Origin of the sequence: Pseudomonas sp. 31-12 (assembly GCF_003151075.1) — a bacterium.
Taxonomy (GTDB): domain Bacteria; phylum Pseudomonadota; class Gammaproteobacteria; order Pseudomonadales; family Pseudomonadaceae; genus Aquipseudomonas.
The window spans coordinates 4,855,873-4,871,238 of record NZ_CP029482.1 but is presented as its reverse complement, the minus strand read 5'-3'; the positions used below and the strand labels follow the sequence as shown (position 1 = coordinate 4,871,238).

Annotated in this window: 18 protein-coding genes; 9 read left to right on the top strand and 9 right to left on the bottom strand. The window is 57.7% G+C overall.

What is annotated here, in order from left to right; all coding sequences use genetic code 11:
• Positions 1–277: 277 nt before the first annotated feature.
• A complete protein-coding gene (locus DJ564_RS22935; protein WP_109633585.1) occupies positions 278–1,486 on the top strand; it encodes an ammonium transporter in 1,209 nt (402 codons plus the stop codon).
• A 1-nt stretch (position 1,487) separates the two neighbouring features.
• On the opposite strand, the gene DJ564_RS22930 is transcribed toward DJ564_RS22935, so the two are convergent.
• Complete coding sequence (locus tag DJ564_RS22930; RefSeq protein WP_109633583.1) at positions 1,488–3,200, bottom strand: monovalent cation:proton antiporter-2 (CPA2) family protein; 1,713 nt, start codon at positions 3,198–3,200, stop codon at positions 1,488–1,490.
• Between the two features lie 206 nt (positions 3,201–3,406).
• Here DJ564_RS22930 and DJ564_RS22925 point away from each other — a divergent pair, with 206 nt between their 5' ends.
• From DJ564_RS22925 to DJ564_RS22915, 3 genes are all read left to right on the top strand, one after another.
• Complete coding sequence (locus DJ564_RS22925) at positions 3,407–3,643, top strand: glutaredoxin family protein (RefSeq protein ID WP_109633582.1); 237 nt, start codon at positions 3,407–3,409, stop codon at positions 3,641–3,643.
• Positions 3,644–3,810: 167 nt separating this feature from the next.
• A complete protein-coding gene (locus DJ564_RS22920) occupies positions 3,811–4,128 on the top strand; it encodes a transcriptional regulator (protein ID WP_109633580.1) in 318 nt (105 codons plus the stop codon).
• 71 nt (positions 4,129–4,199) lie between these two features.
• Positions 4,200–5,090, top strand: coding sequence for a pseudouridine synthase (locus DJ564_RS22915; RefSeq protein ID WP_109633578.1), 891 nt, complete (start codon positions 4,200–4,202; stop codon positions 5,088–5,090).
• A 70-nt stretch (positions 5,091–5,160) separates the two neighbouring features.
• Here DJ564_RS22915 and DJ564_RS22910 read toward each other — a convergent pair whose 3' ends face one another.
• Entirely contained in the window at positions 5,161–5,382 is a 222-nt protein-coding gene (locus DJ564_RS22910; protein ID WP_109633577.1) for a YgdI/YgdR family lipoprotein, read from the bottom strand.
• A 76-nt stretch (positions 5,383–5,458) separates the two neighbouring features.
• Positions 5,459–6,061, bottom strand: coding sequence for a molybdenum cofactor guanylyltransferase MobA (mobA, locus tag DJ564_RS22905; protein WP_109633575.1), 603 nt, complete (start codon positions 6,059–6,061; stop codon positions 5,459–5,461).
• Between the two features lie 81 nt (positions 6,062–6,142).
• On the opposite strand from mobA, the gene moaB reads away from it, so the two are divergent.
• Both moaB and glp read left to right on the top strand, forming a co-directional pair.
• Positions 6,143–6,682, top strand: a complete 540-nt coding sequence (gene moaB, locus DJ564_RS22900; protein ID WP_109633573.1) for a molybdenum cofactor biosynthesis protein B — start codon at positions 6,143–6,145, stop codon at positions 6,680–6,682.
• Complete coding sequence (glp, locus tag DJ564_RS22895; protein ID WP_109633572.1) at positions 6,666–7,892, top strand: gephyrin-like molybdotransferase Glp; 1,227 nt, start codon at positions 6,666–6,668, stop codon at positions 7,890–7,892. Before moaB ends, glp begins: the two co-directional genes overlap by 17 nt.
• A gap of 67 nt (positions 7,893–7,959) precedes the next feature.
• Here glp and DJ564_RS22890 read toward each other — a convergent pair whose 3' ends face one another.
• The gene (locus DJ564_RS22890) at positions 7,960–8,268 is read right to left on the bottom strand and encodes a hypothetical protein (RefSeq protein WP_109633570.1); all 309 of its coding nucleotides are present in this window, start codon (positions 8,266–8,268) and stop codon (positions 7,960–7,962) included.
• 323 nt (positions 8,269–8,591) lie between these two features.
• Between DJ564_RS22890 and yegS the strand changes: the two genes are divergently transcribed.
• Positions 8,592–9,509, top strand: coding sequence for a lipid kinase YegS (gene yegS, locus DJ564_RS22880; RefSeq protein ID WP_109633567.1), 918 nt, complete (start codon positions 8,592–8,594; stop codon positions 9,507–9,509).
• Here yegS and DJ564_RS22875 read toward each other — a convergent pair.
• The 3 genes from DJ564_RS22875 to DJ564_RS22865 form a co-directional block, all read right to left on the bottom strand.
• Positions 9,493–10,152 carry a response regulator transcription factor gene (locus DJ564_RS22875; RefSeq protein ID WP_109633565.1) on the bottom strand — a complete coding sequence of 220 codons (660 nt, stop codon included), beginning with the start codon at positions 10,150–10,152 and terminating at the stop codon, positions 9,493–9,495. The two genes, yegS and DJ564_RS22875, sit on opposite strands and share 17 nt — an antisense overlap.
• On the bottom strand, positions 10,149–11,042 hold the full coding sequence (locus tag DJ564_RS22870) for a sensor histidine kinase (RefSeq protein WP_109633564.1): 894 nt from the start codon (positions 11,040–11,042) through the stop codon (positions 10,149–10,151). Before DJ564_RS22870 ends, DJ564_RS22875 begins: the two co-directional genes overlap by 4 nt.
• Before the next feature lie 420 nt (positions 11,043–11,462).
• A complete protein-coding gene (locus DJ564_RS22865) occupies positions 11,463–11,933 on the bottom strand; it encodes a hypothetical protein (RefSeq protein ID WP_109633562.1) in 471 nt (156 codons plus the stop codon).
• Between the two features lie 462 nt (positions 11,934–12,395).
• Between DJ564_RS22865 and DJ564_RS22860 the strand changes: the two genes are divergently transcribed.
• Positions 12,396–13,331 (top strand): chemotaxis protein CheV, encoded by a 936-nt coding sequence (locus DJ564_RS22860; RefSeq protein WP_109633560.1) that lies wholly within the window; start codon positions 12,396–12,398, stop codon positions 13,329–13,331.
• 205 nt (positions 13,332–13,536) lie between these two features.
• Positions 13,537–14,343, top strand: a complete 807-nt coding sequence (locus DJ564_RS22855) for an MOSC domain-containing protein (protein ID WP_109633559.1) — start codon at positions 13,537–13,539, stop codon at positions 14,341–14,343.
• Between the two features lie 74 nt (positions 14,344–14,417).
• On the opposite strand, the gene DJ564_RS22850 is transcribed toward DJ564_RS22855, so the two are convergent.
• On the bottom strand, positions 14,418–14,702 hold the full coding sequence (locus DJ564_RS22850) for a pyrimidine/purine nucleoside phosphorylase (RefSeq protein WP_010461229.1): 285 nt from the start codon (positions 14,700–14,702) through the stop codon (positions 14,418–14,420).
• 61 nt (positions 14,703–14,763) lie between these two features.
• Complete coding sequence (locus DJ564_RS22845; RefSeq protein ID WP_109633556.1) at positions 14,764–15,312, bottom strand: exonuclease domain-containing protein; 549 nt, start codon at positions 15,310–15,312, stop codon at positions 14,764–14,766.
• Positions 15,313–15,366 lie beyond the last annotated feature (54 nt).

The following is a 15,366-nucleotide window of genomic DNA, read 5'->3' as shown; positions in this document are numbered from 1 at the left end:
GCGTTCGAGTATGAGCCTTGTGTGAAGGTTCAGTACAAATGACTGGTACAACTTTTGCTATGTCATGGTGCGTCAGCCCGCGTCGTTGCGCTGTTGCCGGGCATGATTTCAGGAAAACCCTGATTCAAACAATTAATACGCGCGTCAGGGTATCGGCCTTGTGCGCCAAAGCGGTTCATCGCGATCAACACCTTGATCCGGCGGGCCGCAACTTGGTGCACTGACTTCCTGCGCGAACCGCTTTGGTGCTTTTTTAGCCTTCAGGTCTGCCAACCCCATGGAAAATCTGCAAAGCGCTGTGGACAGTCTGGTCCATAGCTCCAATACGTTGTTCATCCTTATCGGTGCGGTCATGGTTCTGGCCATGCACGCCGGTTTTGCCTTTCTTGAAGTCGGTACGGTTCGACAAAAGAATCAGGTCAATGCCTTGTCGAAGATCCTCAGCGACTTCGCCATTTCGACCCTCGCCTACTTCTTTATAGGCTATTGGATTTCCTACGGGGTCACCTTCATGCAACCGGCGGCGGTCATCAACGCCGATCACGGCTATGGGCTGGTGAAGTTTTTTTTCCTGCTGACCTTTGCGGCGGCGATTCCGGCGATCATTTCCGGAGGCATCGCCGAGCGCGCCAGGTTCGTCCCGCAGTTGTGTGCGACGGCGCTGATCGTGGCGTTCATCTATCCGTTCTTTGAAGGCATGATCTGGAACGGCAATTTCGGGCTGCAGGCCTGGTTGCTTGAACAATATGGCGCCAGCTTCCATGACTTCGCAGGCTCGGTCGTGGTGCACGCCATGGGCGGATGGCTGGCGCTCGCGGCGGTGTTGTTGCTCGGGCCGAGGCATGGGCGTTATCGCGAAGGGCGATTGGTGGCGTTCGCACCGTCGAGCATTCCCTTTTTGGCACTGGGTTCGTGGATCCTGATCGTCGGCTGGTTCGGCTTCAACGTCATGAGCGCACAAACGCTGCAAGGCGTCAGCGGATTGGTCGCGGTGAACTCGCTGATGGCCATGGTCGGCGGCACTGTGGCGGCGCTGATAGTGGGGCGCAATGACCCGGGGTTCCTGCATAACGGCCCGCTGGCCGGGCTGGTGGCGATCTGCGCCGGTTCCGACCTGATGCACCCGGTGGGCGCACTGATCACAGGCGTGATCGCCGGGACGTTGTTTGTCTGGTGCTTCACCGCTGCTCAAGTCAAATGGCGCATCGATGATGTGCTGGGTGTCTGGCCGTTGCATGGCTTGTGCGGTGTCTGGGGTGGAATCGCCTGCGGCATATTCGGCCAGAGCGCCTTGGGTGGTCTGGGCGGGGTGAGCCTGATCAGCCAGTTGATCGGGACCTCTTTGGGCGTGATCGTGGCGCTCCTCGGTGGTTTTGTGGTGTACGGCGCGATCAAGGCGTTGCATGGTCTGCGCCTGAGCCAGGAAGAGGAGTATTACGGCGCGGACTTGTCGGTGCACAAGATCGGCGCCGTGAGCCAGGACTGACTCACTTTTCTTCATCATCGCTCCCGGGATAAAAACCGTGCAGCAGACGATAGCGATCATGCCGTATCTGGTCGGCCCGCTCCTGCACCTGATGCGCGGGTAAACCCAGCATGATCAGGGCGTGGGAGGCGAGCATCAGGCTCGATTCCAGCAGTTCGGGCACGACTTCGCTGGCGCCGGCCGCTTTCAACTCGGCCAGTTGACTGTCGTCCCGAGTGCGTACCAGGATCGGAATCGTTGAGCTCAATCGGCGCGCCTCCTGGAGAATCAGCAGCGCGATGTCAGTCTGGTCCACGGCAATCACCAGCAGCCTGGCACGCGACAGGCCTACCGCCAGCAGCAGTTCACCGCGCCGAGAGTCACCGTAATGCACGCAGTTTTCACCCACGGCGGCTTCCTGGACACGCACCGGGTCGGTGTCCAGTGCCAGGTAAGGTTGCAACGCATTGCGCAGCGCGCGGCCGATGGACTGACCCACGCGACCATAACCACAGATCACGACGTGATTGTGCAAATCGGCGTTGAGCGCGCTGATTTCTGCCAGTTTTACTTCTTCGTTGGGGTTGCGATGCAGGCGTGTCGCAAGGTGAGGTGCGGCACGCAGCAACAACGGCGTTACCAGCATTGAACAGAATGTCGCGGCCAGCAGAAGACCTCCAAAGTCGGCGGGCATCATTTTGTTTTGCTGCATCAGTGCCATCAGCGCAAAGCAGAACTCGCCACCCTGAGCCAATGCCAGGCCGCTGCGCCACGCGGTCTCGCCGTCGCTGCCGCGCCATTTGACCAACAGCGCGACCACGGTGCCCTTGATCAGCAGTAACCCGAGTGTCAGGCCGAGGATCATCAGGCCGTGGCTGGCAAACAGCTGCAAGTTGATCAGCATGCCGATGCTGACGAAAAACAACCCGAGCAAAATGTCGCGGAACGGGCGGATGTCCGCTTCGATCTGATGCCGATAATGACTTTCCCCCAGCAGCATACCGGCGAGAAATGCACCCAGGGCAGGGGAGAGACCGAGCAGGTGAGTCAGCCACGCTGTCAGCAAAACGATGACCAGGGCCAGCAGCACGAACAACTCCGGAGAGCGTGCGGCGGCGACCTCATGAAACAGGCGGGGCAGCAACCAGCGGCTGGCCATCAGCAGACCGACGAACAGCAGAACGGTCTTGCCCAATGTGATCGGCAATGCCCAGTACCAGGCCTGATCGCTGTTGCCGGCGAACACCGGCACCAGGGTCAGCAGCAGCACCGCCACCACATCCTGGAACAGCAGCACGGCGATGGCATTCTGACCGTGGCTGCTGAAAATCTCGCCGAGGCTGCTCAACTCTTTGCTGACAATGGCTGTGGAAGACAGTGAAAGACCGGCACCGAGTAACAACGCAGGCGTTGTCGCCATGCCGAGCAGCATCAACAAGCCGCCCAGCACTATCCCCGTCCCCAGCACTTGCAGGCTGCCGAGTCCGAACACCACCCTACGCAACGCAATCATTTTCGAGAGGGAAAACTCCAGCCCAAGGGAGAACAGCAGGAACACCACGCCCAACTCGGCAAGGTCTGGTAGTTCGTCGCTTTCATTCACCCAGTTGAACGCCGTCGGCCCGATCATCAGGCCCACGCACAGATAGCCCAGCACCGGTGGCAAACGCAGGCGCTGGAACAGTGCAATCACCACCAAGGAGGAAGCGAGGATGATCAAGAGGTTGGCGAACACTAATAACTCCGGTGATAGGGCTGGCTATTCAAGCGTAGAGGTAAAAAAAACCTGAGCATCGTGTAAATGGCTTCTGAAGCGACTGATATGCATCAGGGTTTTGCCGTTGCGATTGCGGGTCGTGTTTCAGCGCAGGAAACTCGACGGCTCGACGGCTTTTCAGGGTGGGCCTAGAATAGTCTCTTAATATTTTAGGTTGAGCGCTCATGCCTCCTGAATGTCAGTTGTTCGGCACCGTTGGGTGCCATCTCTGTGAATTGGCCGAAGCCATGCTAATGGAGTTTGTCGAACGTGGTCTGCTGGTGGAACTGGTGGATATCGCTGACGATGAAACATGGTATGAAGCTTACAGCTTACGTATTCCGGTGTTGCGGCGGGTTGATACCGGTGCGGAGCTGGGCTGGCCATTCAGTGCCGATGAGGTGGTAGCGTTCCTGCGTTAAACAGATTTTTTGGTAGCTAAGTCCCGTCTGTCGAACTTTGCGATTTATCCCCTTGGCTTAACCGATGCTCTTCGATACTGTATGCGCATACAGTTATTCGTAATGTTGCCGTTTTCTTCTGGTATTCAGGTTTGAGCAGGCAGTTCCGGGCGTGAGAGGGATACATCGTGGTCAATGTCGAACAATTGAAAAACAGCGTGAACCGGATGTCGGTCGATGTTGTGCGCGAGGCGGTCCTCGAGCTGCGTCTGGATGGTCTCGTCCTTGAAGGAAAAACCCCTTTCAACAAACTGCACTTCAATACCTGTTTTGCCGAAATCGAAGCATTGTTCCAGCGCGCGGGTTATCACCGCCAGCTCGATGTCGTGGGTTACCAGGGCTTGCTGTATGCGCTTTATGATCCCGGTCGCTGGGAAGCGGTCGATGTGTTGCGCTGGCTCAAGGAGTTCACTGAAGCGGCGGCGCGCGCGCAGATTCCGGCTTGAGGATTCTCTTCTAGGTTCGTTCCGGCCACTGTTGGATAATGCTGCCCTGCATTGAGGGTCAGAGCTTTCGAATGTCCACTTCATCTTTTTCTGCTGCACACAATCAGGCCAGCACGCTCTACTTGCCGCCGGGTCCGTGGCAGACCGTGCTCGATTGCCTGTGCGAACACTTCAGCGCCATCGGTCGTGAACAATGGCTGGACAGAATTGCTCGCGGTCGCGTGCTTGACGGGCAAGGTCAACCGATTGCCCTTGACCTGCGTTACAAGGAAGGCCTGCGGATTCATTACTTCCGTGAAGTACCGGACGAAAAACCGATCCCGGTGGTCGAATCGATCCTGTACGCCGACGACCACCTGGTGGTGGCGGACAAGCCGCATTTTCTGCCAGTGACGCCTGCTGGCGAATACGTGGAGCAGACGTTGTTGCGACGGTTGATCCGTCGACTGGATAACCCGCATCTGGTGCCTTTGCATCGCATTGACCGGCATACGGCGGGACTGGTGTTATTTTCAGCGAACCCCGAGAGCCGCTCGGCTTACCAGTCATTATTTCCTACACGCCAAATCGAAAAACGCTACGAAGCCATCGCTCGCGCATTGCCTGAACTCACCTTTCCACTGGTTCATAAAAGTCGGCTGGTCGATGGCGAGCCATTCTTTCGCATGCAGGAGGGGCCGGGCGTCAGTAATACCGAGACGGCAGTCGAGGTTCGTGAGAAAAACGGCGATTTCTGGCGTTATGGACTTTACCCGGTGACCGGCAAAAAACATCAGTTGCGGGTGCACATGACCGCTTTGGGTGCCAGCATCTGTAACGACCCGTTCTACCCGCAGGTGCTCAAGGATGTTGAGGATGACTATGCCAATCCCTTGAAGCTGCTGGCCCAGGGATTGCGATTTGTCGACCCGGTCACCGGCCAGCAACGTGAATTCGAGAGCACCATCACCCTGCAATGGTGATCACAATGCTTCAGGCACGAAAAAGCCCGCTATAAAGCGGGCTTTTCTGTATCCGGTGGTGCCGTAAAGATTACAGCTCTTTAACGGTACGAACCTGATCCTTGTTGATGCGGGTTTGTTTGCCGTCCAGCTGTTCGAACTCGTAGAAACCCGATTCGTCATCGTATTTTGGCGCGTCGACGGCCTGGATTTCGCGACCGTCATTCAAGGTGATCACTGTAGGCGATGCGCAACCGGCGAGGGTCGCAAGGCCCAGTGCGAGCATGAAAGTGGCGAGGGTCCGTTGAGTCATGAGTGTATCTCCGAATATGAATTCTTTTGGTTACTGAGCTTGAGACGTATACAACGCGCGCAAGTTCCTTCTCGTGTCAGTCTGACACAGTGTGGTGTGTGCTTAACAGCTCTGGCGTGTTGAGGTTGGCCAGCCGCGGGTCGTTGTCGGGGCATTGCAGGGCCGTAACGCCCAGTTTGCGCATGAGGCGTCCCGGGCTGCGTTCGCCTTCGTGCCATGCCTGTTCGAAATCCGCCGAGAGCACCACGGGGATGATGCACAGCAACGGTTCCCAGTGATCGTCATGGCGCAGCATCAGCGGGTTGTCCGGATGCTGGTGGGCAGTTTCGCGCATGCTCTGGAGCAGGGCGGCATCGATGCGCGGCACGTCGCACGGCAACACCAGCAGATAGGGGTGGCGTGCGGCCTTGAGACCGGCGCGAATACCGGCCAAGGGTCCCGGGAAATCGCCTTCATCGTCATGGACCAGTTGGTCGGCGTAAGGCGCGTATTTTTCCAGGTTCCTGTTGCAGGAGATGATCAGGTCATCGCTCAGTTCGCGGGTCTTACGATGCAGGTGCGCTATCAGCGGCTCGCCCTGCCATTCCAGCAAACCCTTGTCCTGGCCGCCCATGCGTTGGCCTCGGCCACCTGCCAGGAGCAGAATGGAGCAGGGCGGCAATTGAGTATTCGAGATCATGGCAAGTCTCCATGGGGGCGGCGAAAAAACGAGGCGCTGTGATATAACACCGGGCTGTTTATCCTACAACTGGACGAGCCTATGAAAGCCAAGGCTGAAGTACCTTTCGCGCCGCTTAACATCGCGGTGTTGACTGTCAGCGATACCCGCACCCTGGAAACCGATACGTCAGGCCAGGTCTTCGTCGACCGCTTGAGCGCTGCCGGTCACAACCTGGCCGCTCGGGTTTTGCTTAAAGATGATCTCTACAAAATTCGCGCGCAAGTCGCCAGCTGGATTGCCGACGATGTCGTGCAGGTGGTGTTGATCACCGGCGGTACCGGTTTCACGGGGCGCGACAGTACCCCGGAAGCGGTGAGCTGTCTGCTGGACAAACAAGTCGATGGTTTTGGCGAGCTGTTCCGGCAAATTTCGGTCGCGGACATTGGCACATCGACTGTTCAGTCCCGGGCCCTGGCGGGATTGGCCAATGGCACGCTGGTTTGCTGCTTGCCGGGTTCGACTAACGCCGTGCGTACTGGCTGGGATGGCATCCTCGCTGAACAGCTGGATTCGCGGCACCGTCCCTGCAATTTTGTGACTCACCTGAAACAGGCGGCACCCTGTGAATCCCGTGGGTAAGCCTGGTAAAACCGGCAGCTTGATGGCGGTCGAGGTGGCGTTGGCGCGTTTGCTGGAAATGGCTGAGGCATCAACGATACATGAGCGTGAACGTTTGCCGTTGGCGCAGCTTGAAGGACGTGTACTGGCCGAGGACCTGGTCTCGACGCTTGATCTGCCGCCCTGGCCGAACAGTGCCATGGACGGCTACGCTTTGCGCATTGCTGACTGGACGGGAGAACCATTGCTGGTCAGCCAGAGGATTTTTGCCGGCCAGGCTCCCGAACCGCTGAAGCCAGGTACCTGCGCCCGGATCTTTACCGGTGCGCCAGTGCCGGCGGGTGCTGATTGCGTCGAGATGCAGGAGAACGCCGAGGTCCAGGCGGATGAGCGCGTCCGTTTTATCGAGACGATGACTCCGGGTCAAAACATCCGGCCACAAGGCCAGGAAACCACCGTTGGCGAACTTGTTTTGCCGGCTGGAACACGTCTAGGACCTATCGAACAGGGGCTGGCGGCGTCGCTGGGATGCGCTGAACTGGACGTGGTTCGCAAGGTTCGTGTTGCGGTCCTGTCTACCGGCGATGAGTTGATTGAACCGGGCCAGCCCCTTGGGCCGGGACAGATTTACAACAGTAATCGCGTGTTGCTGTGCAGTTGGTTGCAGCACTTGGGCTGTGAAGTGATCGATGCCGGAATTCTTCCAGATGATTTACCGACCACCCGCGCCCGCCTTGGCGAGTTGAAAGATGTCGACCTGATCCTTTCTACTGGCGGCGTGTCTGTAGGAGAGGCCGATTTCCTTGGCATTGCCTTGCGCGAAGAGGGCGAGTTGACCCTGTGGAAGCTCGCCATCAAACCGGGCAAGCCGCTGACGTTCGGGCACTTTCGCGGCGTTCCTGTGATTGGTTTGCCCGGCAACCCGGCATCGACGCTGGTTACATTTGCCTTGTTGGCGAGGCCCTATCTCTTGCGTCGCCAAGGCGTGAAAGAGGTTGAACCGTTGAAGTTTCAGGTGCCGGCCGGGTTCGAATGGCCCAAGGCAGGCAATCGCCGAGAGTATCTGCGTGGGCGCCTGGAGAGTGGGCGGGCAATCATCTACAAGAATCAGAGCTCTGGGGTGCTTCGCAGTGCTGCCTGGGCCGATGGTCTGGTTGAAGTGCTGGAAGACCACACGTTGATCGAAGGTGATTACGTTAACTTCATTCCGCTGAGCGAAGTCCTGAGCTGATTCTGGGTACAGCCTTGCCACGCAAGCCCTGGTCGATCGTGCAGCGGCTTGCGTGCATGGCTAGCGATTAACGGGCCAGAAGTGAAACGACCTGATCGAAGCGGCTGTTGGCGATCCAGCCCAACAGCCCCAGGACTACGGCTATTCCACCTGCGGAATAGGCCAGCCGGTGTTTGATGGATTTCACATCACCACGGACCTCTTCCATGTGTCTTCGGATGTATTTGAGGTGTGTCTCGAGTTCAATGACGCGAGGTTCCATGTCAGCTCCTCCGGCGGGCTTTGCGCTGTTATTGAATTCAGCCTGGTGATTGGCGCGATTGTCTGCCAATGGCGCGACCTGGCTGATCGGTAACCTGATGTCATGACTTTGCATGGGCTGAAACGCTCCTTGCTTGAATGCCCATGGGGTGGCCGACACTTTTGTTGATTGCGCTTTGTATGGCCCTTGAAGAGGGTCTACTCATGGCTTGCACATCCCTGTGTGTTTAATGTTGATGACTGATGCTGCGGAGACCAAGGTGTACCAATCGCCAAGGTTGGTCAATTGAGCCGATTCCGTACATCTTGTAAGAAAATGTCCCGCCCTGTAGGACCTCAAGGCTGCACGCGTCAAAAAAAATCAGATCCATGCGACTTTTATAGGGGCTGGTGAGGTCAACATCTCCCATACGGATTCCAAACATGGGAGCGACAATAATGAGTGAGCGCAAAGCGCTGTTGATTCTGCATGGCAAGCAGGCACTCAACGAGGAGGTCCGCGCGGCCGTCGACGACAAGCGCCAGCAGGGCTGGGAGCTGGCGGTCCGAGTGACCTGGGAGGCAGGTGACGCGCAGCGGCTGGTGGAAGAGGCGCTGAATGCAGGCTATACGCAACTGATTGCCGGCGGCGGTGATGGCACGTTGCGTGATATCGCCGAAGCCATGGCCTCGCATTCGACGCAGGCCAGCCTGGTGTTGATGCCGTTGGGCACCGCCAATGATTTTGCCCGCGCCGCCGGTGTGTCGCTGGAACCCGCTCTGGCGCTGGACCTTCTGGAAGCAGCCCCGCACGCTATCGACCTGGGTGAGGTGGGCGGGCAGGTCTTTTTGAACATGGCCACCGGCGGCTTTGGTAGCCAGGTCACGGCGAACACCTCGGAAGACCTGAAAAAAGTCCTCGGCGGCGCAGCTTATCTGTTCACTGGCTTATCGCGTTTCAGCGAGTTGCATGCTGCCTACGGCGAGTTGCAGGGGCCGGACTTTCATTGGAGCGGTGAGCTATTGGCCTTGGGTATCGGCAATGGTCGGCAGGCGGGCGGTGGTCATGTGCTATGCCCGGAGGCGCTGGCTGACGATGGCCTGCTGGATATCAGCATCTTGCCCGCGCCGCAGGAAGTGGTCGGCACGCTGAAAACATTGCTGGCCGATGGCTTCGGCATTGACAACATGTTTGTGCGAGCTCGCCTTCCATGGGTCGAGATCAAGGTCTCCGAAGGCCTCTACATCAATCTGGATGGCGAACCTATTGAGGGCGAGAGCCTGCGATTCTCGGCGCGCCCAGCGGCATTGCGCGTGCATTTGCCGGCGGACTCGCCGCTGCTGAGCGCTTCGAGAGCGGTTAATCGTCCAGACTGATGATTTGCTCGCGCACGGCAAACAGCACCAGGCCGGCCACGTCGTAGATCTGCAACCGCTTCATGATCTGCGAGCGGTGGGTTTCAACGGTTTTGATACTGAGGCCCAGGCCATTGGCGATTTCCCGGGTGGATTTGCCGCGAACGATCAGTCGCAGGATTTCCAGCTGACGGGCCGTCAGGTTGTGCGAGTCCGCAGGCTCGGGCTGGTGTTTCTGGTTGCGGATCAGTGCCTGGTTGATGACCGTGTGGGCGATGGCCGGGCTCAGGTAGCGTTCGTTGTTGCGCAAGGCATCCAGGGCGTGTTCCAGCTCGGTGGCCGTGGTGTCCTTGAGCAAATAGCCATGAGCACCGGACTCAAGCGCCTGCATGATCAGTGCAGGATCGGTGTGCATCGACAGGATCAGCACCTTGCTTTGCGGGCGCACCCGTTTGAGTCGTTGCAAGGCCTCAAGGCCGCTGGTCTCTTTCATTGAGATATCCAGCAGAACAATGTCAGGCACCAGTTTCTCGACCATCTCGAGTAACTGCGAACCGTCATTGGCCTCACCAATAACCGCATAGCCGGGAATATCCAGCACCAGAGCGCGCACGCCGGCCCTGATAAGCGAGTGGTCATCCACCAGAAGTAAGTTACAAGTCAATGCATAACCTTATTCGTACTGGCCCGTTCGAGCGCACGGGGCGCCCAGGGAAAGAGTGCTTCGATTTGAGTGCCTTTGCCCGGTTCGCTGGTCACGACCAGAGTACCGCCCAACTGATCGATCCGTTCCACCATCCCGGCCATTCCACGCTGTCCCTCTCGACCGGGGTCGGCTGCTGGCGCGAACCCCAGGCCATCGTCGCTGATCAACAGCGCGAGTCCCTGGGGCATGCGTTGCAGGCGGATCAACAGGTTATTCGCTTCGGCGTGGCGAAGAATATTGGTCACCGCTTCCTGAGTGATTCTAAAGGCGGCCACCGCCATTTCTTCAGGAATGCCGGTCAAGCGTTGATGGCATTCCAGGCTCCAGTGCACCGAAGTATTAGCCAGGGTCTTGAGCAGATGAGCACGCAAACTGGCCTCCAGCCCGAGACTGGCCAACTGCCTTGGATTGAGTATGGCCGAGACATCACGAACCTTGGCCAGGGTTTCATCCAGCGTGTCGCAAAGCACCGAACACTGGCCTTGCATGTCTTCCGGCATCCGGCGTTTGAGCCATTCACTTTGAAGTTTTGCAGCGGTCAATAATTGACCGATGTCGTCATGCAGTTCTCGACTGAGTCGGTGACGTTCGTTTTCCTGTACTTCCAGTAGACGGTCCGCCAGCTCTTGTGGCTGAAATTTTATTGATTTACGTGAGAGGCCATGTTGTACCCAGACGCAGGCCAGTGCTGCCATATTGAGGAGCAGCAGGCTCACCGGCAGTGGAACAGACAGGCTGAACGCCAGCAAGCTGCCAAGTGCCGAGCCGGTACACAGCAGAAGCGTAAAACGTCGCGCGTTTTTTTGAGAGGGTGGCCATAGGATGATTGACTTGAGACTGGCGTACATAGCGGATGGAGCCAATGGATGTTCGCTGCGGGCAGACCGGCCATCGTGGTTGACGGGTCTCTGTCTGAAAATCATTAGTGACTCGTATTAGCAGTGCCCTCCAGGGTTGAAACTACAGCCTTGATATAACCGGCCGATCTCATCTGAAGTCACTTTGCCATTAATTGACGTCAACTAATGGTCGGCATAATACCACTTAAGATACCGTCGGTCGCGTTCGCTATATATGTCTATTCGGTCAGGAATAAAGGTTTTGGACGATAGTTCTACGATGGAAAAAGTTTTGGCGGGGGGAATAGTTATTCGTATCGAACTGCCGTTTACAGGTATGAAATATTCAATTGCGACATGAGCGCACTCAAGTTTTTGAGCGGCGTCATGGCAATAAGAATACGCAACACGGCATTGTTATCGGACGAATTAAGCCTGGCGCTCCGAATAGGAAACGAGCGTGAACGGTTTGGAATTAACCGGTAATTGAAAATGACTTTGTCCGACCTGAAACGCAAAGGCTTCGATCAGCGAAGTCTGTTCGCTGTCATCCAGGCTGAGTTGGCCGGTGGTCTGGTCGATCAGTTCGAGTTGCCAGGCCATCAGCGTGAAGCAGTCCTTCAGCGCGCCCAAGGCCTGATCATGCAGCTCCATGTGGCTTTGAGCGTGGTTCAACAAGCCATGGATGTGCAGCGAAAATTCAGACACCGCTTCCAGTGCCAGGGCATCGGCTTTGCTGGCCAGTTTGAGGAGGTTGCTGAGCATGCAATCGATTGCGTCCTTGTCATTGCTGATCAACTGCAGGTGGCTAAGGCACTCCTCCGATTTGGCCAGGAGTGTTTCCGCCTCGACGAGGAACTCCGGAAAGCGCTGAGCCCACAGTTTAGGGTCGTTCGGCATGCTTATCTCCACAACGTCATGTCAAATGAGGGGATGTCGTGTGTGTCGACGAAGATGTCCAACGTCTCGACGCTGCCGTGCCGGCATGAGATCGCGCTCCGGCAGGCCTGGGCGCAGGCTGGGGAACTCGAGAAGGTGGATGGCCACTTACCTGCGATCGCACACAAAAGCCTGACTCCGTTCATGCAATGAGAATGGCGTCACATTAATGGCTATTGGATATTGCGAATATCAGGTTGGGCCTGATTGTTACTAGGGGAATCCCTTACACAGGGGAACCTAACGTGCAAACCGAGGTCGCGCCGCAGGGAATGAAGCAGATGAAATCACAGCGCCAGTAAAGCATGATGTTAATGTGACATCAATGCCCGATCGTGGCATTTTGTCCCAGGGTCAAGGTCTGGTGAAAACAGCCGATAACCCTCTTTAGTGAATTCATCAGTACAAGCCCAGGAGTCATTAATGGCCGGCATTCTCGACACGGTAGACCAACGCACGCAACTGGTGGGTGAGAATCGCCTGGAAATTCTCATGTTCCGGCTGGCCGGTCGGCAATTGTTCGCGATCAACGTCTTCAAAGTGCAGGAAGTGTTGCAGCTGCCAAAGCTGACCCTGATGCCCCAGCGGCACCCGTTTGTATGCGGCGTGGTCAACCTGCGTGGCCAGACGTTGCCGGTGATCGACTTGTCCCAGGCCATCGGCATGCGTCCGTTGGTGCCCAGCCCTACCAGCACGATCATCGTCACCGAGTACAACCGCTCGGTGCAGGCGTTCCTGGTGGGCGGCGTGGACCGCATCGTCAACATGAACTGGGAAGCCATTCTGCCGCCACCGGCCAGCGCCGGCCGCCAGCACTACCTGACCGCCATCAGCAAGGTCGACGATCAGTTGGTGGAAATCATCGACGTGGAAAAAGTCCTGGCCGAAATCGTGCCGTACAACGCCAAGGTCTCGCGCGAGAAACTCGACGATCCGGTGTTGGAACGCGCCCGTGGCCGTGAAGTGCTGCTGGTGGACGACTCCAACGTGGCCTTGTCGCAATTGCGCGACACCCTGGGCCAGTTGGGCGTGAAGATGCACATTGCCAGCGACGGCTTGAAGGCGCTGAACATGCTCAAGGCCTGGGCCGATACCGGCGTGTCGATGACTGACAAACTGCTGATGGTCTTTACCGATGCGGAAATGCCGGAAATGGACGGCTATCGCCTGACCACCGAAATCCGTAACGATCCGCGCCTGCGCGGCCTCTACGTGGTGCTGCACACGTCGCTGTCGGGCAGCTTCAACGATTCGATGGTCAAGAAGGTCGGCTGCGACAACTTCCTCTCCAAGTTCCAGCCGGACAAACTCGTCGACGTGGTTCGCCAGCGCCTGATGCTCGACGAAGTGCCGGCCTGATCACGATTTAACGGTTACCCACGGTCAACCTGTGGGAGCCGGCTTGCTCGCGAAGGCGGCGGAACAGTCGACATAAATGTTGAATGTTTAACCACGTTCGCGAGCAAGCCCGCTCCCACAAGGTAAACACGGAGCGGTTTTCAGCCTTTGATTTGGCGATCAAGCTCGTATAGGGTGGCGTTTTTTGCCCACCAGGGAGCTGGCCATGCTGCGTCTGAGCGCGCTTTACCGTTATCCGTTGAAATCCGGCAAGGGCGAGACCCTGCAACAGGTCAGCCTCGACAAGCTGGGACTGGATGGTGATCGACGCTGGATGCTGGTGGACGAGGCCAGCGGGCGTTTCCTGACCCAGCGCGCAGTGGGGCAAATGAGTCAGTTGTCGGCGTTGTGGAATGCCGACGGCGGATTGACCCTCAGTGCTCCCGGACGCGCAGCCATCGACATTGCATTGCCAACCAGCGACGCTGAACTGCGCGGCGTGACGATCTTCAAAGACAGTCTGCGGGTGCCCGATGCCGGTGATGAGGCCGGTGCCTGGGTCAGCGAGTTCATTGGAAAGTCGACGCGCCTGGTGCAAATTCCTCTGGATCGCGCGCGCACCACGCAAGCGGGCTATGGTCGGGATGCCGATCAAGTGGCGTTCGCCGATGGCTTCCCGCTGCTGCTGATCGGGCAGGCGTCCCTGGAAGACTTGTCGCAAAAAGTCGGGCGACCGCTGGAGATGCTGCGTTTTCGACCAAATCTGGTGATTGAGGGCAGCGAGGCGTTTGCCGAAGACCGCTGGAGGCGTATCCGCATCGGCGATGTCGAGTTCCGGGTGGTGAAGTCCTGCTCACGCTGCATTCTGACCACCATCGACCCGCAAACCGGTTTGCGCAGCGATGATCGCGAACCTCTGGCGACGTTGCAGAAATACCGTTCCGAAGCCGACGGCGCGATGTTCGGCCAGAATCTGGTCAACGATAGCAACGGCCAACTTGAAGTCGGTATGGAAGTCACCATCCTGGAGTAAACACTCTGGATGAAAAAATGCCCGGGTCCCAAAAGGACCCGGGCATTTTTGTGTCGCTGTGAAAACCCGGGGGTTTAGCCGCGGTATTCGCACAGATAAGCGGTGTCGACGGCCACTTTCAGCTGGAACTTGCTGTTGGCAGGCACGTTGAACTGGCTGCCGGCGGCGAAGGTTTCCCAATCGGTGCTGTCAGGCAGTTTGACGGTCAGGGCGCCGGTCACCACGTGCATGATTTCACGCTGACTGGTGCCGAATTCGTATTCGCCCGGAGCCATGACGCCAATGGTCGCAGGACCTTCAGCGGTGCCAAAGGCGATCGACTTGACGGTGCCGTCGAAGTACTCGTTGACTTTAAACATGGGCGATTCCTCGAAAAGGGCTAAAAAGGGCCGGCCAGTATGCACAAGGCCTTGAACGCCGTCACCTCTCCGGCGGGAGAACCTGTGGCAACAGACGCGCCGTATTGCGCGCATCTTCCAGCGCCCGATGCTGTTGGCCGTTGAACTGCATGCCCGCCAGTTGCAACGCGCCGTTGAGCCCCAGCGGACGCTCCAGGCGCCGGGCCTTGGCAAAGCGCTGCTTGAGATTCATGTGCGGCACGCTGGCCAGAACGCTGGTCAGTTGCAGCCGCTGCCATTCCTGAAGCAGTTGCTTGCGATCGTAATCGCCCCAACTGGCCCAGCCCTCCAGCTTCGATTTATGCTGCCCGAGCCATTGCTCGAACGACGGCCAGACCTCGCTCAGCGTCTGCGCGGCGTCGACGTTGGCCTGGGTGATGTGCGTCAGTTCCCGGCAAAACGGCGTCAGCAGCGGACGCCGCAATGGCCGTATGAAGCACTGGAAGTAATCCACTTCGCGCCCTTTGCGGTCCACCAGGGTGGCACCGATTTCGATGATTTCCATTTCCGTAACTGGCCAGCCACCGTCATCGGTGGTGGCTTCCAGATCAATCACCAGCCAGTGAGGCATCGCAGGGTTCCTGGTATCCGCGTCCTGATAGGGCTTGAGCGTAGCCAAAGCCGG